We start from the raw sequence: 19,158 nt of genomic DNA on the forward strand, positions 1-19,158 counted from the left end.
GATCGACGGCGCGACCCAGCGCCCGCTGCCCGACGATTCGAAGGCGCGGATGGTGCTGCGACTGGCGCTCGCCCAGAAGATCGGCCTCGGAACGCCCGACCATGCGCTAGTCGCGACCGCTCTGCCGCTGGTCGACGGCGGCCCGCGCCGGCTGGTCCACGGAGTGCTCGGAACGCTTTTGCGGAAGGGCGTGCCGCCGCTCGACTCGCCGCGCCTGCCGGAGCCCGTCGAGCAGCGCTGGCGCTCCGCCTGGGGCGAGGAAACGGTGCAGGCGGCGCGCCGCCAGATGGCCCGGCGCCCGCCGCTCGACCTCAGCTTCGCCGACGATTCGGAGGCGCAAGCTTATGCCCAGGCGAACGGCGGAGTGTCGCTCGCGCCGCGCCACGTCCGGCTTGCGGAAAGCTCGGCCGTGCCCAGCCTGGCCGGTTTCGGAGCCGGCGGCTGGTGGGTCCAGGACCTCGCCGCCTCGCTTCCGGCGCGCCTGATCCCCGCCGACGCTGGCGACGTGCTCGACCTGTGCGCGGCGCCGGGCGGCAAGACCATGCAGCTCGCTGCCGCCGGTCACCGAGTGACCTCGGTGGATGCATCGAAGAACCGTCTCGCAAGGATTCGGGAGAATTTGCAGCGCACGAATCTGAGCGCGAGCTTGGTCCCGGTCGACGCGCTGACATGGAATCCCGGCCGCAGCTTCGATTCGATCCTGCTCGACGCGCCCTGCTCGGCGACCGGCACCTTCCGCCGCCACCCCGAAGTGCTCTACCGGGCCCGCCCAGCGATCATCGCCGAGCGCTCCGAGCTCCAGGCGCAGCTGCTCGACCGCGCCGCGGAGTGGCTGAAAGCGGGCGGCGCGCTGGTCTATTCGGTGTGCTCGCTCGAGCCCCAGGAGGGCGAAGCGGTCGTCGCGGCCTTCCTCGCCACGCACCCGGACTTCCGCCTCGATCCGCCCACCGGGCTCCCCGGCTTCGTCGCCCCCGATTCGGCCGGCCGCGTCCGGATCCTGCCCGGCCTGCTCGAGGATCAGGGCGGCCTCGACGGCTTCTTCGCCGCCCGCCTTGTCCGCGGCGCCGGTTAGCGTCTAATCGAGCCCATGGCCGCTTCGTCCAATCCGCCGCTCATCGCCCCCTCGATCCTGTCCGCCGACTTCGCCCGGCTTGGCGAGGAAGTCCGGGCGATGGACGAGGCCGGCGCCGACTGGCTGCACATCGACGTGATGGACGGCCATTTCGTCCCCAATCTGACCATCGGCCCAAGCGTCGTGAAGGCGCTTCGAGCGCATTCGTCCAAGCCGTTCGACGTCCATTTGATGATCGCCCCGGCCGACCCGTTCCTCGATGCGTTCGCGGAGGCCGGCGCCGACGTCATCACCGTCCACCCGGAGGCCGGGCCGCACCTCCACCGGACCGTCCAGCGGATCCGGGCGCTCGGCAAGAAGGCCGGCGTGTCGCTCAACCCCGCGACCCCGGCCAAGGCGCTCGACTACGTGCTCGACGACATCGACCTGGTGCTGGTGATGAGCGTCAACCCGGGCTTCGGCGGCCAGAAGTTCATCGCCGGCCAGCTGAAGAAGATCGAGGCGGTCGCGCGCCGCATCGCCAAGCAGAACCTCGGCGTCGCGATCGAGGTCGACGGCGGCATCGATGCCGACACCGCCCGCCAGGCGGTCGACGCCGGGGCGACCGTGCTGGTCGCCGGAACCGCGGCGTTCCGCGGCGGGCCCGGCTCCTACGCCGGCAACATCCGCGCGCTGCGGGGAGACGGATGAGCTCCAGCACCGCTGCGGCCAACACTGCGGCCGAACGCGACATCGTCCGCAAGCTCGCCCGCGGATCGCTGTTTTCCCGGCTGCTCGGATCGGGCCGCCAGCCGCTGAAGCTCGCCGCGGTGCCGCGCGACCTCGTTGTCGGCGACCGCCGGCGCGGCGATGCCTTGCTGGCCGGCCGTTTGACGCTCGGCAGCGAGACTCTGTCGCTCGCGGCCGCCGAGTTCGCTGCGATCGGCGCCGACGGACCGCTCGCCGAGCAATTGCAGGGCTTCTCCTGGCTGCGCGACCTCGCCGCCGCCGCCAGCCGCGAGAACGGCGCCCGGCTCGCCGAAGCGCTTGCCGGGCGCTGGCTGCTTGCCCACGGAACCCGCGCCGACGAGGCCTGGCGTCCCGACCTGTGGGGCGAGCGGATCCTGTTCTGGACCGCCTACGCGCCGTATATCCTGTCGAGCCGCGACGCCGGCTACCGTTCGGCCTTGCTGAACACGCTGGCGCGGGGAGCGCGGCATCTCGACGCCAACGCCGATCGCGCCCCGCCCGGCCTCAAGCGGATCACTGCCTGGGCCGGAGTCGTCGCCGCCGGGCTCCTCGTCCAGGGTGGAGTGACGCGGGTCGCCCGCGGCGAAGCGGGGCTTGCCCGGGCGCTCGCCGCCGCCCAGTTCGAGGACGGCGGCCTCACCAGCCGCTCGCCCCACGAGCAGATGCTCCTGGTCGACCGCTTGGGCCTTTTGCGGGCCGCGTATTTCGCCGCCAAGCAGACGCTCCCCGACGGCATCCAGGCCGCCGCCGCGGCCGCTCTCGCAGCCCTTCACGGAGTGACCATGGGCGACGGGGCGTTGTCGAGCTGGCAGGGCGGCAATCCCGGCGACCCGGCGCGGCTCCACGCTTTGGTCGAAGGCTGCGGGCTGCGGGCCCGGCCGCTCCGCCAGGCGCGCGGCTGGGGCTATCAGCGGATGTCGGCGCTGGGCACCGTTCTGGTGCTCGACGCCGCTCCGCCGCCGCCGCCCAGGATGACCGGCAGCGGCACTGCTTCGACGCTGGCCTTCGAGCTGTCCGACGGAGCCCAGCGGCTGGTCGTCAATTGCGGCGGCCCCGGCCCCCTGCCGACCAAGCTCCCCGATCATCTGGTCGAGGCGCTGCGCTCGACCGCCGCGCACAGCACGCTGACCCTGGCCGAGACGAATTCGACCGCGATCCTCGCCGACGGCTCGCTCGGCAAGGGCGTCAGCGACGTCACCGTCGAGCGCTCCGAGGACAATGATTCGAGCCGCATCGCCGCGACCCACGACGGCTACGTCCGCCGCTTCGGCCTGATCCACAAGCGCAGCCTGATGCTCGGCAACGACGGCAAGGAATTGCGCGGTGCCGACCAGTTGATCCAGAAGGGCCGCCGCAAGGTCCGCGACGCGATCGCCTTCGCCACCCGCTTCCACCTCGCGCGCGACGTCGAGGCGACGCTGACCGCCGACGGCATGGGCGCGATCCTGCGCTCGCGCGGAACGCCGCCGTGGAACTTCCGCTGCCGGGGGGCGATGCTGACCACCGAGGAAAGCCTGTTCATCGACGGCTCCGGCGAGCCGCACAAGACGACGCAATTGGTGATCGTCGGCGAGATGTCGGGAATCGGCGGCGAAGTCGGCTGGCAATTCCGCCGCTCGAGTTGAGGGAAGACGCTTGACCGACCTTGTGCCCATCCGCCGAGCCTTGCTCTCGCTGTCGGACAAGAGCGGGTTGGAAACGCTCGCCGCCGGCCTCGTCCGCCACGACGTCGAGCTCTATTCGACCGGCGGCACGGCGGCCCGGCTGCGCGAGCTGGGCCACGAGGTCCGCGACATTTCCGACCTCACCGGCTTTCCCGAGATCATGGACGGGCGGGTCAAGACGCTTCACCCGAAGGTCCACGGCGGCCTGCTCGGAGTGCGCGACAACCCCGAGCATCGGGCGATGATGGACGAGCACGGAATCGCCCCGATCGACCTGGTCGTCGTCAACCTCTACCCGTTCGAGGCGACGGTGATGCGCGGCGCGGCGCGCGACGAGATCATCGAGAACATCGACATCGGCGGGCCGTCGATGGTCCGCTCGGCGGCCAAGAACCACGCGTTTGTCGCCATCGTCACGGATCCCGGCGATTACGGCGCGCTGCTCGCCGAGCTCGACGGCAATGACGGCGCGACGTCGCTGGAGCTTCGCAAGCGCCTCGCCGCAAAGGCCTACGCGCTGACCGCGACCTACGATTCGATGATCTCGCAATGGTTCGCCTTCGCCGACCAGTGCGAGCGCTGGCCCGCGACCTGGACCTTGTCGAACAAGCTCAAGATGCCGCTTCGCTACGGCGAGAACCCGCACCAGCAGGCGGCACTCTATCTGCCGGTCGGACCGCACGCGCGCGGCATCGCCCAGGCCGAGCAGATCCAGGGCAAGGAGCTCAGCTACAACAATCTCAACGACGCCAGCGCCGCGCTGGACCTCGTGGCCGAGTTTCGCGACGGGCCGCCGACCATCGTCATCGTCAAGCACGCCAATCCGTGCGGAGTCGCGAGCGGCGAAACGCTGGCCGGCGCCTGGCGCGATGCGCTCGCCTGCGACAGCGTCTCGGCGTTCGGCGGGATCGTCGCGGCCAACCGCGCGCTCGATGGCGCCACCGCCGAAGCCATTGCGGCGATCTTCACCGAGGTCGTCGTCGCTCCGGACGCCGACGCCGACGCCCGCGCTGTCTTCGCGAAGAAAAAGAATTTGCGCCTGCTGCTGACCGGCGAGCTGCCCGACCCCGGCCGCGGCGGCCAGTCGCTGGCGGTGATCGCCGGCGGTCTCCTGGTCCAGGATCGCGACAAGGGCCGAACCACTCGGGACGATTTGAAGTGCGTGACCAGGCGCGAGCCGACGCCGCAGGAAATCGCCGACTGCCTGTTCGCCTGGACCGTCGCCAAGCACGTCAAGTCCAACGCCATCGTCTACGCCAAGGACGGAGCGACGGCCGGCATCGGCGCCGGCCAGATGAACCGCCGCGACAGCGCCCGGATCGCGGCGGCCAAAGCCATCGAAGCCGCGCAGACGAACGGATGGCGCGAGCCGCGCACCGTCGGCTCGGCGGTCGCCTCGGATGCGTTCTTCCCGTTCGCCGACGGGCTGCTGGCGGCCGCCCAAGCCGGTGCGACCGCGGTGATCCAGCCCGGCGGCTCGATCCGCGACGACGAAGTCATCGCCGCCGCCGACGATGCGGGCCTGGCGATGCTGTTCACCGGCATGCGCCACTTCCGGCACTAGCCCTCGGCCGAATTTGGAGCAGCCCTGAAAACGCGCCTTTGCACCTTGCGGGCGTCTCGTTCGTTTTCCCCTCGACCCCAACTCCAGCCGGCGAGGAATTCAACGATGGACCAGACCATGCTCATTCTGTTGGCAGTCGTGGCGGTGGCAGTCATCGCCGGCGTGCTGCTGCTCCAGCGCCGCCGCTCGCAGCATCTGAAGTCCCGCTTCGGCCCCGAGTACGACCACGAGCTCGAGGAGAAAGGCAGCCGCAGCAAGGCGGAGGCCGAGCTCGCCAAGCGCGAGAAGCGAGTGTCCAAGCTCGATATCGTGCCCCTCGAACCGGCCGCCCGGCAGCAGTTCGTCGAGCGCTGGACCGACGTCCAGGCAAAATTCGTCGACGATCCGGCACGAGCCGTTGCCTATGCCGATGCCCTGCTCGCCGAAGTGATGAGCGCCCGCGGCTATCCGGTCGGCGACTTCGACCAGCGCGCCGGCGACATCTCGGTCGATCATCCCAAGGTGGTCGAGCATTACCGCGCCGGGCACGAGGTCGCGGTGCGGCACGAGCGCGGCGAGGCCGGGACCGAAGACCTTCGCCAGGCGATGATCCACTACCGGTCGCTGTTCGACGAGCTGGTCGGCGAAAACGAACGCTCGCCCCAGCCCGAGGCCGCGCACTGATCGGGCTCCCGGCGGCGGTTTAACGACGAGCCGGGGGCGGGCCGCCACCTCGGAGCGCTGCCCCAATGCTGCCTGCATGTCGGCAATGGGCGGCCAGGCGGACCTACGCCGCCGCAGGCCGCTCGGCGCGGGATGTCTTCCCTGATGAGCGGGCCGCGCTATATGGTCCGAGCGCCATGCTACCGAGTTTCTCCTCTCCCGGCAGACCGGACAGCGAGCAAGCTGGCCATGGCAGTTTCGCGATTCCTGTCCTGCTGTTCTGGCTCTTCACCTATCTGACCTTTTCCTTCCGCGCGGAGTTGATCTCGGCCGACCAAATGGATGTCCTGAGCATCAGGCGGCTGATCGCCACCGGTGCGGGAGCCTGCGTCTATTGGGCTTCCCTGAGCATTCTCGCGCACAGCAGTGGTAGCGGTGGTCGGCTGATCTTCCGGGTGACCAGCTGGGTATTGCTCGCCGCCGCCTTGATGCTGCCAGTGCGCCTTGCGGTCGAGTATCTGGACGGTGTCGCGGGCGATGTTGCAGCGATTTCGGAGAGCACCCGATGGGTGCTTGTGTGGGCGGGCTATTTCGGAGCCTGGCTGCTGGCTTACCTTCTGTGGAAGTCCGGCCGCCTGCCGAGCGCCGCATCGTCCAACGCCGATCAGAACGGCGAAACCGCGGAAGATCCGCTGGAGCTCCTGTGGGTTCAACAGGGCACCCGCTGGCTGCAGCTGCCGGTTTCGGACATCGAATGGATCGAGGCGGACGGAAACTATGCGAAGGTGCATCATCTTCACGGGAGCGGAATGCTCCGCCGGCCCCTGCGAGCCCTCGAGGAGCGCTTGCCTGCGCAGGAATTCGTGCGGGTACACCGCTCCGCATTGTGTCGCCGGGATCGAATAAGCGCTTACGTGAGCAGCGGAGACTCGCAGCATCTGGTGATGGCCAGTGGGGCACATGTGCCGGTTAGTCGGCGCCACGCACGGACGGTTAGAAGGCTCAAAGAAGGTCAGGGCTTAGCCTGACCGTTCGTCACTCGCAGTGAACCGTCCGCGTATTGCCGCTGTCGATGGACTCGGGACTGCGTCCAGTGGTGCTTCAATGCTGAAGCCCACTTGCAACTTCCTCATCCAGCCCTGCAACAGGGCCTCGGTCCGCGATCTCGAGTTCTGCCGCTAATGCTTCGGTCACTCGTGAACAAGGCGCTCAGGCCGCTGCGATTGAAGCTTGTACCCAGACACCACGACCTGCTGCTCTACCAGCACGCCTACTCGGGTGGTTACGACGAGTACCGGCGCGAACAGATCAAGTGGAACCGCGCCAAGATCGACTCGGTCTGGGCCGATCGCGACACGCTTGCCGCGATCGCCGCCGACATTCGCTCGAACAAGATCGCCGGACGGGGGCTTTGCCACGGCGCCCGCAATGGTTTCGAGGTACGGTGGTTCGCCGATGCGCTCGATTGCCCCGTCCTTGGAACCGACATTTCCGAGACTGCAGAGCAATTCGAGAACATGGTCGTTCACGACTTCCAGGAACCGCGCTCCGAGTGGGCGGGCAAGTGGGACTTCATCTACACCAACTCGCTCGACCACGCGTTCAATCCGCGCAAGGCCCTCGACATCTGGGCCGATCAGCTAGCTCCCAAAGGCCGAATCTACATCGAACAAACGATGCAGCACTCGCCCGCGGGAGCGAGCGAAATGGATCCGTTCGGCGTTCATCCGATGTTTTTCCCGTACCTTGTGTTCGAGTGGGGCAAGGGCAAATACAGGCTCGCCGACATTCTCCACGTGGACGCCGTCAAGCGCAAAGGTCACGTTTGGGTTTTCGTCCTGGAGCGGGAGCCCCAAGCGGCCGGGGAGCGCGAAGAGCTCCTCGAGGAATCTCGACACGGAGCATCCAGGAACTGATCGGCTGATCGGCTGACGCCACGGCCGGGACGTCCGGCAATGGGTCGAAGGCGGACACTCACCGGGGCGCGTCGCCGCCGGTGCTCGGGTCGGGCAGGCTCAGGTCCTCGATGTCGCTCTTCTTCATCCGGAACAGCTCGCGGTCTTCGGCGGTGAAGCCGCGCCACCACAGCACCGCACCGAACGCGATCAGGATCGCCGGGATTCCGACGCTGAGTTCGAGCCATTCGGGAAGCAGGATCGCCAGTTGCCCGGCGACCGCGGCGGCCACCGCCGCCCACAGCAGCTCCCACCGCCAGCCGGAGACCGGCGCCTTGAGCAAGTGCGACAGCAGCCGGGCCTTGGCGATGGCCGCCATCCCGAGCGCGATGAACAAGCCGAGCGCCGGGCCGATCGCCTGCCAGATTTCCGGCCATTCGAGGCGCCGGAACAGCAGGATGAGCGCGACCGACAGAAGCACCTGGATGACGATCATCGCCAGGCTCAATGCCATGTTGCGCTTGCGGGCGATGTAGATCAGCGCCGATTCGCTGACCGTCGCCGTCGCCGCCACCACTTCGGCGAACAGCAGGATGGCCAGCGCGGCGGTGCCGGCGACGAACGCCGGGCCGACCAGCCCGAGCACGCCTTCGCCGGGGATCGCCAGCGCCAGGGCGACCGCGCTTTGGGCCGCGATCACCCAGAAGCCGACCTGGCGGACCTGGTTGGCGACCGCCTCATTGTTCCCCGCGGCGATATTGCGCGAGATGACCGGCCCGAGGATCGGGTCGAAGCTGGTCTTCAGCTTGGACGGAAGCGAGGCGATATTCTGGGCGACATAATAAATGCCGACCACCGCCGGGCTGACGAACAGGCCGAGGATGGCGATGTCGACCCGGCGCGATCCCCATTCGACCGCGTCGGCCGCGGCGACCGGCAGGTTGCGCCGGGCCATGTACCACAGGGTCGCTGGGTCGGGGCTCCAGCCGTGCGGCACTCCGTAGCTCTTGAGGAACGGAATCGCCGAGGCGATCAGCGCGGCGAGCATCGACAGCGCATAGGCGAACAGCAGCCCGTCGCGCGGCGACACGAACCATAGCCCGAGCGCGGCGACGCTGATCGTCCACGGCTCGACCACCGCCCGGGCGCGCACCGTCGCCCCGACGTCATGGCGATAGGCGAGCGCGGCGAGCATGACGTCGGACCAGGCGAACGCGATCACCGCGGTGGGCAGAAGCCACTCCATCCCGTAGATCTCGCTGTTGGGGAACATCGCCTGCGGAAAGGCGAACAGCAGGGCCATGCCGATCACCGACCCGATGGCCGCGACCAGCAGGGCGTCCCAGACGATGCAGACGTGCGGCTTGTCGGTGTGGGCGAGCTGCTGGGCGAGGCCGCGCTTCAACCCCAGGGTCGCCAGCTGCGCCGCGAACTCGACGATCAGCACCGCATAGGCAAAGCGGCCGAGCGCCTCGGCGCCGTACAGCCGGCCGGCGATGAGCAGGAACGGCAGCCGGGCCGCGAGCCGAAGAACGAAGCCGAAGAAGTTGATCCGGCCGCCGCGGGCGAGCGCCGCCAGGTCCGCCGACGGCGGCAGCGGCTGGGGGTCGGGCTTCCCCGCGGGGCGCCGCCCCTTCAATGCCCGGTCCACTTCAAAGCGCGGCCCCGTTCAATGCGCGGCGTCCGGTCAATGCGCGGCGCCCGTTCAATGCGCGGCGCCCCAGTGGCGGCCCCAGCCGACCTCGACGTCCAGCGGCACGTCGAGCTTTTGTCCCGGCTCGGCCGCGCTGCCCATGACGGTCTTGATGACTTGCGCCGCTTCCTCCTCGCGGCCGTCGGGGACCTCGAACACCAGTTCGTCGTGGACCTGGAGCATCATCCGCACGCCCTCGAGCCCGGCCGCGCCAAGCGCCGAGTCCATCCGCGCCATCGCCCGCTTGATCAGGTCGGCGCTGGTCCCCTGGATCGGCGCGTTGATCGCCGCCCGCTCGCTGCCCTGGCGCAAATTCTGCTGGCGGCTCGAGATGTTGGGGAAATGCGTCTTGCGGCCGAACAGCGTCCTGGTGAAGCCGTTCTCGCGGGCGAAGGTCAGGGTCTGGGCGATGTAGTTGCGGATGCCCGGGAAGCGCTCGAAATAGCGGTCGATGATCGCCTGGCCTTCCTCGCGGCTGACTCCCAGCCGGCCGGCGAGCCCCCACGACGAGACCCCGTAGAGGATCGCGAAGTTGATCGTCTTGGCCTTGTTGCGGTTCTCGCGGTCGGCCGATCCGAACAATTCCTCGGCGGTCAGGTTGTGGATGTCGGCACCGCTCGCGAACGCCTCCTTCAGCGGCGGCACGTCGGCCATGTGCGCGGCCAGCCGAAGCTCGATCTGGCTGTAGTCGGCGCTCATCAGCTGGTGGCCGGGCTCGGCGACGAAGGCGTCGCGGATCTTGCGGCCGATGTCGGTCCGAATCGGGATGTTCTGCAAGTTGGGGTCGGTCGATGCGAGCCGGCCGGTCTGGGCGACCGCGAGGCTGAAGCTGGTGTGGACTCGCCCGGTCTCGGGATTGATCTGCGCCTGGAGCGCGTCGGTGTAGGTCGACTTGAGCTTGGTCAGCTGGCGCCAGTCGAGCACCAGCCGGGCGCAATCGACGCCCTCGGCCGCAAGCCGTTCGAGCTCGTTGACGTCGGTCGAATAAGCGCCGCTCTTTCCCTTGCGCCCGCCCTTCAGGCCGAGCCGCTCGTAGAGCACATGGCCCAGTTGCTGCGTCGAGCCGATGGTGAACGGCCCGCATGCCGCTTCGTAGATCCGCTCCTCGAGCGCCGAAATCTCCTTGGAGAATTCGCCCGACAATTTGGCGAGATAGTCGCGGTCGACCTTGACTCCGCGGCGCTCCATCCGCCCGATCACCGGCACCAGCGGCCGGTCGACCCGCTGGTAGACCTGGGTCGAGCCTTCGGCGGCGATCCGCGGCTTGAGGCGCTGCCACAGCCGCAAGGTGATGTCGGCGTCCTCGGCCGCATATTGAGTCGCCTGCGGCAGCGGCACCTTGTCGAAGGTGATCTGCTTGGCGCCGACCCCGCATACGGTCTTGAACGGGATGCACTCGTGGTCGAAGTGCAGCTTGGCAAGCTCGTCCATGCCGTGGCCGTGGCGGCCCGCGTCGAGGTCGAAGCTCATCAGCATCGTGTCGTCGAACGGAGCGACGTCGATCCCCTCCTTGTCGAACACCACCCAGTCATATTTGAAATTGTGGCCGATCTTGAGCACCGCCGGGTCCTCGAGCAGCGGCTTCAATCTGGCCAGCACGAGACCCTGGTCGAGCTGGTGCGGAGCATCCGAATAGAGGTCGGCGCCGCTGTGCCCGACCGGGATGTAGCAGGCGCGGTTGGGGGCGGTCGCGAGGCTGATCCCGGCGAGCCTGGCGATCACGCAGTCGATGCAGTCGGTCTCCGTATCGACGGCGACAAGACCGTATCCGCGCGCCTCTTCGATCCAGCGGTCGAGCGAGGCTTCGTCGGTCACCGTTTCGTAGGCCGAGCGGTCGACCGCGATCGCCTCGGCCGTTGGCGCGGCCGCTGGAGCAGGCGCGGCGACCGCCGCCATGACGTCATTGATTCCGCCGCCGCTGCTGCTTGCGCCGATGCCGCCGCGGCCGCTGATCATCCGGGCGAGCAGGGTCTTGAAGCCCTGGTCCTCGAGGAATTCCTTCAAGGGCTGGGGCGGGATGCCGGTCAGCGCCAGATCCTCGAGCGGCTCGGGCAGTTTGGCGTCGCACACCAGCCGGACCAGCTCGCGCGACAGCCTGGCCGCCTCGGCATGCTCGATCAGATTCTGCTTCAACTTCGGCTTGGTGATCTGGTCGGTGCTGGCGAGCACCGTCTCGAGGTCGCCGAACGTCTGGATCAGCTGCGAGGCGGTCTTCGGTCCGATGCCGGGGACTCCCGGGACATTGTCGACGCTGTCGCCCATCAGCGCGAGGACGTCGCCGACCTTCTCGGGCGGCACGCCGAACTTCTCGAGCACCGCGTTGCGGTCGATCCGCCGGTCGTTCATCGTGTCGAGCATGTCGACCGAGCCGTCCTCGATCAGCTGCATCAGGTCCTTGTCGGAGCTGACGATGGTCGTCCGCCAGCCGGCGTTCCTGGCCGCGGTCACATAGCAGGCGATGATGTCGTCGGCCTCCAGCCCCTCCTCCTCGATGCACGGAATCGAAAAGGCCTTGGTCGCGGTCCGGATCAGCGGGAATTGCGGGACCAGATCTTCGGGCGGCGGCGGACGCTGGGCTTTGTAGCCGGCGTACATCTGGTTGCGGAAAGTCGACTCCGAAGCATCGAGGATGACCGCCATGTGGGTCGGGCCATCCGCCTTGTTGAGCCCGTCGGCGAGCTTCCACAGCATGGTCGTGTAGCCGTAGACCGCGCCGACGTTCATGCCCTTCCGGTTGGTCAGCGGCGGCAGGCGGTGATAGGCGCGGAAGATGTAGCTCGACCCGTCGACGAGATAGAGGTGGTTTTGCGCGTCGGGCATGAGCGGCGGGGTTTAGCAGGGTGAGCGCGCGATTCCAGCCGCGTGCAGGAGGCAGGCCATGACCGAACGCTTCGAACGCCACCGGCAGCCGTGGCGGCAGGACGAAATCCAGAAACTCCATCTGCTCGCCGGCAAGGGCATGTCGCTGCGTTCGATCGCCAAGGCGCTGACTCGAAGCGAGGAATCGGTCCAGGTCCGGGCCCGGGCGGACAAGCTCAAGATCAGCAAGCTGCGCTAGCCAGGTCCGGCTCCGAATGCATTGCGGAGGTCCGCCACGCTGTCGTAACGGGTCGGTCGGACCGCTCGCAAGCACCAGTTTTCAACAGGAGTGACAAGAAGATGATCAACAAGATCGCGTTCATCGCGGTGGCCGCGCTGGCGGCGTGGGCGTGCGACCGGGCCGATACCACGGCCGAGGTCAATCAGCCGCAGTCGAGCCCGCCGGCCAGTTCGGCCGCCGCTCCGGCCGATTCGGCCGCCGCTTCGGGCGCCGCGCCGGTGCACAAGATTGTCGCTGCGGACCAGGTCAGCTGGGGCGCCGGGCCGCCCTCGCTGCCGGCCGGCGCGCAAGCCGCCGTGCTGCACGGCGACCCGGCCAAGGAAGGCCTGTTCGTCCTGCGGCTCAAGATGCCGGCGGGCTACAGCATTGCCCCGCACACCCATCCCAAGCCGGAGATCGTCACCGTCGTTTCCGGCGCGTTCAACGTCGGCATGGGGGAGACAGCCGACAAGGCCAAGGCGCAGCGCCTCGCGGCCGGCAGCTTCTTCGCTTTCGACCCGGGCATGGCGCATTACGCGCACGCCGACGAGGAAACCGTCATTCAGATCAACAGCACCGGTCCGTGGGGGATCGATTACATCAACCCGGCCGACGATCCCCGCAAGAAGAACTAGCGCCCAGGCTCCGGCTCGGCGGACAATCGAGGGCCATCGCGGCCATTCAGCAAATCCGGGCCGGCTTAGCGGCCGGCGATCTTGCGGAGCATCCCTTCGCCGCTTCCGACCTTCACTCCGAGCTTGCGGATCGTCAGCGTGTTGCGCGCCGTGGTCCCGCCGGGGAGCGGGATCAGCCATTGCTCGGCGGACAGTTTGCCTTTCATCCGGAAGCGGAAACGGAAGCGGCCGCGAATTTCGTCGATCGCCACTGGTCCGAGGGCTTCGGACATGGCGCCGGAATAACGGCGGGGGCCGATCTTCCGGACGCTCCAGCGGCGCTCGCGCGGCGGCTTGCCCTGTTCCTCGACCTGCTGGACGAACAGCATGCTGCCGTCGGGCTGGAAGCGGCCCTGCCCGACACTGCGGGTGCGGAACGGCTTGCCGAGCAGGATCCGCACTGTTCCAGATCCCACCGTGCGCCCTTCGAAGAACTGCATCGGATTGGGTGCGGGGGAAGCGGCTGCGGAGGCGGAAAGGAGCGAAGCTGCCGCTGCCAAAACGGCGGAGTTCGGCCGGATCGCGAACACGCTCGTCGGTCGTTGCACTTATGAACTACCTTCTTGTTTGGAAAAAAAGCGTCCGCCGGCGTGGCCGAACCCGAATGCCCCGTGCAAGTCTTAACATGTATTAGAGATGAAGTGTCCGTCCGACCCGCTCACGGCACCAGCACCGTGTCCTTCGCTTGGGCCGCCATCTGCGGATAATCGAGCGTGTAGTGGAGCCCGCGGCTCTCCTGCCGCGACAGCGCCGAGCGGACGATGAGGTCGGCGACCTCGAGCAGGTTCCTGAGCTCGATGAGGTCGGGAGTTACCCGGAAGTTGCGGTAATATTCGCCGACCTCCTGGCGCAGCATGTCGATCCGGCGCTTCGCCCGTTCCAGCCGCTTGGTGGTCCGGACGATGCCGACGAAGTTCCACATGAAGCGCCGGATCTCGCCCCAGATCTGCTGGATCACCACCTCCTCGTCGCTGGCGGTCACCCGGCTTTCGTCCCACGGGCGGATCTGCGGCGGCTCGGGGAGCTCGCCCCAGCTGGCGGCGATGTGCCGCGCCGCGGCCTCGCCGAACACCAGGCATTCGAGCAGGCTGTTCGAAGCCAGCCGATTGGCCCCGTGGAGCCCCGACTCGGTGACTTCGCCGGCGGCATAGAGGCCGGGCGCGTCGGTCCGCCCGTCGAGGTCCACGACCACGCCGCCGCACGTATAATGCTGCGCCGGGACCACCGGGATCGGCTCGGCGGTCATGTCGATGCCGAGGCCGAGCAGGCGTTCGTAGATATTGGGGAAATGCGCCCGGACGAAATCGGCGTCACGGTGCGAGATGTCGAGGTGGACATAGTCGAGCCCGAGCCGCTTGATCTCATGGTCGATGGCGCGCGCGACGATGTCCCTCGGGGCGAGCTCGGCGCGCTCGTCGAACCGCTCCATGAAGCGTGTCCCGCCGCCCTTGACCCCGGGCGGGAGCTTGAGCTGCGCGCCCTCGCCGCGAAGCGCCTCGGTGATCAGGAAGTTCTTGACTGCAAGATTGTACAGGCAGGTCGGGTGGAACTGCATGAACTCCATGTTCGACACTCGGCAGCCGGCGCGCCACGCCATGGCGATTCCGTCGCCGGTCGCGCCGCGCGGGGCGGTCGAATAGAGGTAGGCGCGGCCGGCTCCGCCGGTGGCAAGGATGGTCGCCCGGGCGGCCAGCGTCTCGACGCGCTTTGTCTTGCGATTGTAGGCGTAGAGCCCGTGGATCGCGCCGCTGGTCGAGAAGTTCGTCGCGTGGCGGCCGGCGACCAGGTCGATCGCCACCATGTCCGGGACCAGCCGGATGTTCGGGTGCCTCGCCGCGGCGGTCTCGAGCGCCTGCTGAACCGCCGATCCGGTGGCGTCGGCGACATGGACGATTCGGCGGTGGCTGTGGCCGCCCTCGCGGCTCAGATGCCAGCGCTCGCCGCCCGAGCCGGCGGCGAACGGAACCCCCAGCCGAGCGAGCCGCTCGATGGCTTCGGGGGCGGCTCCGACGACATGCTCGACGACCTTCTCGTCGTTGAGCCCGGCGCCGGCGATCATCGTGTCGCGGACGTGCGCCTCGAAGCTGTCGCCTTCCTCGAGCACCGCGGCGATCCCGCCCTGCGCCCAGCCGGTCGCTCCCTCGCCGAGCGCGCCCTTGGCGATCACCGCGACCTTGTGCGTGCCGGCAAGGTTGAGCGCCGCGGTCAGCCCCGCCGCGCCCGACCCGACGACAAGGACATCGAAGCTGCTCATCGGCCGCGACCGAACGGCGAGCGGGTCGGCGTCACTCGACGCCCTTCCCGACCAGGCTCAGGAACACGTCCTCGAGGTCCGGATCCTTGGTTGAGACGTCGACGATGGCCAGCCCGTCCGTGGCCAGCGCCGCGAGCACTTCGCCGGCGTTGACCTGGTCCTTGCGGTAGGTGATCTCGAGCGTCCGCTCGTCGACCAGGGCGATATTCTCGAAGCACGGAGCGGTCGGGACCGCGGCGATGTCGTGATCGAAGGTGACGACGACGGATTTCTCCTGCGCCTTGGCGATCAGCTCGCGGGTCGGCTCGTTGGCGACCACCTTGCCGCGGTGGATGATTGCGATCCGGTCGCACAATTGTTCGGCTTCCTCGAGATAATGGGTGGTCAGCACGACCGTCACGCCCTGGCGGTTGAGCGAGCTGACGTAATTCCACAGCTCCTTGCGAAGCTCGATGTCGACCCCGGCGGTCGGCTCGTCGAGCACCAGGATCGGCGGCGAATGGACCATCGCCTTGGCGACCAGCAGCCGCCGCTTCATTCCGCCCGACAGAGTGCGCGCATAGGCGTCCGCCTTGTCGGTCAAATGCATCGCCGCGAGCAGGTCGGCGGTCCGCCGCTGCGACGGCGGGATTCCGTACAGCCCGGCCTGGATCTCGAGCGCCTCGCGGGGCGAGAAGAACGGGTCGAACAGGATCTCCTGCGGGACGATGCCGATCGAGCGCTTGGCGTTGCGCGGGTGCTGGTCGATGTCGAAGCCCCAGATCGTCACCCGGCCTTCGCTCTTGGTTACCAGCCCGGCAAGGATGTTGATTAGAGTCGACTTGCCGGCGCCGTTGGGCCCGAGCAGTCCGAAGATCTGCCCGCGCGGCACGTCGAAGCTGACATCGTCGAGCGCCAGCTTGCCGCCGGCATAGGTTTTCGACAGCGATTCGATGCGGATGGAGGGCTCGGCTGCACTCATTTGCGAGGGCATAGGCACCGGCCCCGCGAGCGACAAGTAAACGCGTGTTTTACCCTCTTCGCTAGATTGATCTTGAACTTAACGGCCTATCGCGCGGGCCGATGACCGGTGTTTTCCACTTCCGCGGCCTCCTCGTGGGCCTCGCGGCGCTCGTTGCGCCGACGCTCGCGCAGGCCGCGCCGGTGGCGCCCGACAAGGACGCGAGGAGCACCGTCCGGATCACTCCGCCGGCAACCGTGCGCAAGCTCGAGGATCTCAATTTCGCCAGCCTCTCGGTGACCACTGCGGGCACCGCGATCGTCAATCCGAACACCGACACGATGACCACCACGGGCGGAGTCCTGCACGCCGGCGGAACGCCCTATGCGGCGCTGTTCGAGGCGGTTTCGCCGATCAGGGCGGTGGTGATCATCCGGATCCCGCGCGATCCGATTACGGTCACCCGCGTCAACGGCACCGAAACCATGACCGTCTCCAACTGGACCATGTCCGGGAATGCGCGGCGGACGGTCGCCGCCCAGGAGGCTTTCGAGTTCAAGGTCGGCGGGACGCTGTTCGTCAACGCCAACCAGGTCGAGGGCCTGTACCTGGGCACATTCACCGTCGAAATCCAGTATCCGTAAGCCCTACGCCCGTTCGTGAAGCGGGTCGTCATTGAAGCGGGCAGGAGCGGTTGCTAGGGCGGCGCGATGCCGATCCCGCCGCCCGAGACCATCCGAGTGAAGACCGTTCAGGTCGCCTGCGACGGCTCGGGCGAAATTCCCGCCGCGCTCGGTCACCCCCGGGTGTTCCTTCGAATCGAGCCCGAGACCGGCTTCGTCGAGTGCGGCTATTGCGACCGCCGCTTCGTGCTCGAAGGCGGGCCCGCGGACCAGCAGCCATGACCGCCGGCGATCCGCGCCGCTTCCTGTACCGCGAGGGAATGCTCGATCCGGACGAGGCCAGGAGCCATGCCGCGCGGCACCTGTCGGGCTGCGACGACGGCGAGCTCTACCTTCAGTACAGCGCCAGCGAGGCGTTCGGCTTCGACGACGGCCGGCTGAAGACCGCCGACTATCACACGTCGTCGGGCTTCGGGCTTCGCGGAGTGGCCGGCGAGACGACCGCCTTTGCCCACGCCAACGAGATCAGCTCGGCGGCGATCGAACGCGCCGCGGCGACCATGCGATTGCTCGACCCGGCGAGCGCCGCTTCGGCGCCGCCGCCGCGCCGGACCAACCAGTCGATGTACGGCCCCGACGATCCGCTGTCGGCGATCCCGTTCGCTCAGAAGGTCGCTTTGTGCCAGCAGATCGACGCCGCGGCGCGCGCCCGGGACCCGCGGGTCGCGCAGGTCAGCGTGTCGATCGCGGGCAGCTGGAGCGTCATCGAAATCGTTCGCGCCGACGGCTTCGTCGCCTCCGACGTCCGGCCGATGGTGCGCCTCAACGTCCAGATCGTCGCGCAGGACGGCGCCCGCCGCGAGACCGGCTATCACGGGCTCGGCGGGCGCTATCTCTACGGCGCTCTGTTCGATCCCGCGCAGTGGAACCGGGTGATCGACATCGCTTTGGCGCAGGCGCTCGTGAACCTGGAATCGGTTGCCGCTCCGGCCGGCGAGATGCCGGTTGTGCTCGGCTCGGGCTGGGCCGGAGTGCTGCTCCACGAAGCGATCGGCCACGGGCTTGAAGGCGACTTCAACCGCAAGGGCACGTCGGCTTTCTCGGGCCGAATCGGGCAGCGCGTCGCGGCGCCCGGAGTGACGGTGATCGACGAGGGTTCGATCCCCGATCGCCGGGGCTCGCTGACCATCGACGACGAGGGCACTCCGACCGGCCGCACCGTGCTGATCGAGGACGGCATCCTCAAAGGTTATCTTCAGGACCGGCTGAACGCCCGGCTGATGGGCATGGAGCCGACCGGCAACGGGCGGCGCGAAAGCTTTGCCCACGCGCCGATGCCGCGGATGACCAACACCTTCATGCTCGGCGGCAGCGACGACCCGGCCGAGCTGATCGAGCGCGTTCCAAACGGCATCTACGCGAAGAGCTTCGGCGGCGGCCAGGTCGACATCACCAACGGCAAGTTCGTCTTCTCCTGCACCGAGGCGTACAAGATCGAGAACGGCCGCATCGGCGCCCCGATCAAGGGCGCGACTCTGATCGGCGACGGGCCGACCGTGCTGACCAGGGTCAAGGGCGTCGGCAGCGACTTCGCGCTCGACGAGGGCGTCGGTATTTGCGGCAAGGGCGGCCAGACGGTGCCCGCCGGAGTCGGGCAACCGACGCTTCTGATCGACGGGCTGACGGTCGGCGGCACGGCGGCTTGAGCGCCCCATCCCGTCTTTGCGAGCGTAGCGAAGCAATCCAGGTGGATTGCCGCGTCGCCCTCGGCTCCTCGCAATGACGAAGGAAGGAAGCGAATGGCGCGGCGAGCTCCTGCGGTTCTGGTTCGGGCTCGAGCCCGAGCGCTGGTGGAAGGCCGATCCCGAGCTCGACGAGGCGATCCGCCGCCGCTTCCTCAAGCTCTGGGCGATCAAGCGCGAGCTCCCGGTCGCAAGCTTCCTCGATGATCCGCTGAGCGCGCTCGCCGCCGTCATCCTGTTCGACCAGTTCCCGCGCCACCTGTTCCGCGGCCATTCCGAGCAGTTCGCGACCGATCATCTGGCGCTGGCCATCGCCCGGGCCGCGGTCGGTCGCGGCTTCGACGACCAGCTCGAGCCGCGCGAACGTTCGTTTCTCTACATGCCGTTCCAGCACAGCGAGGCCCTCGCCGACCAGCGCCGCTCGCTCGCCTTGTTCACCGCGCTCGGCGACGACGATCTGCTCGGCTACGCGAGGAAGCACCACGAGATCATCGAACGGTTCGGCCGCTTTCCGCACCGCAACGCGACCCTCGGCCGGGCGCCGCGACCGGCGGAGGCGGCCGCGGGCGACGTGGTCCCGTGGTAGG

18 protein-coding genes are annotated in these 19,158 nt (G+C 68.2%); 13 read left to right on the forward strand and 5 right to left on the reverse strand.

Going from position 1 to position 19,158, the window contains the following annotated elements:
• The 7 genes from H0T81_RS01160 to H0T81_RS01190 all read left to right on the forward strand — a co-directional run.
• On the forward strand, nt 1-1,072 hold a 1,072-nt coding region (locus H0T81_RS01160; protein ID WP_294008983.1), incomplete at its 5' end, for an RsmB/NOP family class I SAM-dependent RNA methyltransferase.
• Nucleotides 1,073-1,087: 15 nt separating this feature from the next.
• Nucleotides 1,088-1,762: a ribulose-phosphate 3-epimerase gene (rpe, locus tag H0T81_RS01165; RefSeq protein ID WP_294008984.1), complete on the forward strand. Its 675-nt coding sequence runs from the start codon at nt 1,088-1,090 to the stop codon at nt 1,760-1,762.
• Nucleotides 1,759-3,426, forward strand: a complete 1,668-nt coding sequence (locus tag H0T81_RS01170) for a heparinase II/III family protein (RefSeq protein ID WP_294008985.1) — start codon at nt 1,759-1,761, stop codon at nt 3,424-3,426. The genes rpe and H0T81_RS01170 overlap by 4 nt, the downstream gene beginning before the upstream one ends.
• Nucleotides 3,427-3,436: 10 nt before the next feature.
• Complete coding sequence (purH, locus tag H0T81_RS01175) at nt 3,437-5,029, forward strand: bifunctional phosphoribosylaminoimidazolecarboxamide formyltransferase/IMP cyclohydrolase (RefSeq protein WP_294008986.1); 1,593 nt, start codon at nt 3,437-3,439, stop codon at nt 5,027-5,029.
• Nucleotides 5,030-5,146: 117 nt separating this feature from the next.
• On the forward strand, nt 5,147-5,692 hold the full coding sequence (locus H0T81_RS01180; protein WP_294008987.1) for a hypothetical protein: 546 nt from the start codon (nt 5,147-5,149) through the stop codon (nt 5,690-5,692).
• 176 nt (nt 5,693-5,868) lie between these two features.
• Nucleotides 5,869-6,699, forward strand: coding sequence for a LytTR family DNA-binding domain-containing protein (locus H0T81_RS01185; RefSeq protein ID WP_294008988.1), 831 nt, complete (start codon nt 5,869-5,871; stop codon nt 6,697-6,699).
• A gap of 195 nt (nt 6,700-6,894) precedes the next feature.
• Nucleotides 6,895-7,587, forward strand: a complete 693-nt coding sequence (locus H0T81_RS01190) for a hypothetical protein (protein WP_294008989.1) — start codon at nt 6,895-6,897, stop codon at nt 7,585-7,587.
• A 58-nt stretch (nt 7,588-7,645) separates the two neighbouring features.
• Here the strand turns inward: H0T81_RS01190 and H0T81_RS01195 are convergent, their stop codons facing one another.
• Complete coding sequence (locus H0T81_RS01195; protein WP_294009038.1) at nt 7,646-9,205, reverse strand: oligosaccharide flippase family protein; 1,560 nt, start codon at nt 9,203-9,205, stop codon at nt 7,646-7,648.
• A gap of 66 nt (nt 9,206-9,271) precedes the next feature.
• On the reverse strand, nt 9,272-12,079 hold the full coding sequence (gene polA, locus H0T81_RS01200; protein WP_294008990.1) for a DNA polymerase I: 2,808 nt from the start codon (nt 12,077-12,079) through the stop codon (nt 9,272-9,274).
• Between the two features lie 58 nt (nt 12,080-12,137).
• Between polA and H0T81_RS01205 the strand changes: the two genes are divergently transcribed.
• Nucleotides 12,138-12,317 (forward strand): hypothetical protein, encoded by a 180-nt coding sequence (locus tag H0T81_RS01205; protein ID WP_294008991.1) that lies wholly within the window; start codon nt 12,138-12,140, stop codon nt 12,315-12,317.
• 101 nt (nt 12,318-12,418) lie between these two features.
• Nucleotides 12,419-12,973 carry a cupin domain-containing protein gene (locus H0T81_RS01210; protein WP_294008992.1) on the forward strand — a complete coding sequence of 185 codons (555 nt, stop codon included), beginning with the start codon at nt 12,419-12,421 and terminating at the stop codon, nt 12,971-12,973.
• A gap of 65 nt (nt 12,974-13,038) precedes the next feature.
• Here the strand turns inward: H0T81_RS01210 and H0T81_RS01215 are convergent, their stop codons facing one another.
• From H0T81_RS01215 to H0T81_RS01225, 3 genes are all read right to left on the reverse strand, one after another.
• On the reverse strand, nt 13,039-13,452 hold the full coding sequence (locus tag H0T81_RS01215; RefSeq protein ID WP_294008993.1) for a hypothetical protein: 414 nt from the start codon (nt 13,450-13,452) through the stop codon (nt 13,039-13,041).
• Nucleotides 13,453-13,670: 218 nt separating this feature from the next.
• On the reverse strand, nt 13,671-15,266 hold the full coding sequence (gene nadB, locus H0T81_RS01220) for an L-aspartate oxidase (protein ID WP_294008994.1): 1,596 nt from the start codon (nt 15,264-15,266) through the stop codon (nt 13,671-13,673).
• Nucleotides 15,267-15,297: 31 nt separating this feature from the next.
• Nucleotides 15,298-16,227 carry an ABC transporter ATP-binding protein gene (locus H0T81_RS01225; protein WP_294008995.1) on the reverse strand — a complete coding sequence of 310 codons (930 nt, stop codon included), beginning with the start codon at nt 16,225-16,227 and terminating at the stop codon, nt 15,298-15,300.
• A 101-nt stretch (nt 16,228-16,328) separates the two neighbouring features.
• Between H0T81_RS01225 and H0T81_RS01230 the strand changes: the two genes are divergently transcribed.
• The 4 genes from H0T81_RS01230 (at nt 16,329) to H0T81_RS01245 (ending at nt 19,157) form a co-directional block, all read left to right on the forward strand.
• A complete protein-coding gene (locus tag H0T81_RS01230) occupies nt 16,329-16,850 on the forward strand; it encodes a DUF4402 domain-containing protein (RefSeq protein ID WP_294008996.1) in 522 nt (173 codons plus the stop codon).
• A 66-nt stretch (nt 16,851-16,916) separates the two neighbouring features.
• On the forward strand, nt 16,917-17,111 hold the full coding sequence (locus H0T81_RS01235) for a zinc-finger domain-containing protein (RefSeq protein ID WP_294008997.1): 195 nt from the start codon (nt 16,917-16,919) through the stop codon (nt 17,109-17,111).
• Nucleotides 17,108-18,535 (forward strand): metalloprotease TldD, encoded by a 1,428-nt coding sequence (gene tldD, locus H0T81_RS01240; protein ID WP_294008999.1) that lies wholly within the window; start codon nt 17,108-17,110, stop codon nt 18,533-18,535. The genes H0T81_RS01235 and tldD overlap by 4 nt, the downstream gene beginning before the upstream one ends.
• Nucleotides 18,536-18,608: 73 nt before the next feature.
• Entirely contained in the window at nt 18,609-19,157 is a 549-nt protein-coding gene (locus H0T81_RS01245; RefSeq protein ID WP_294009001.1) for a DUF924 family protein, read from the forward strand.
• The last annotated feature ends 1 nt before the right edge of the window (nt 19,158 follow it).

The organism is Sphingomonas sp., assembly GCF_013812825.1.
Taxonomy (GTDB): domain Bacteria; phylum Pseudomonadota; class Alphaproteobacteria; order Sphingomonadales; family Sphingomonadaceae; genus Sphingomicrobium.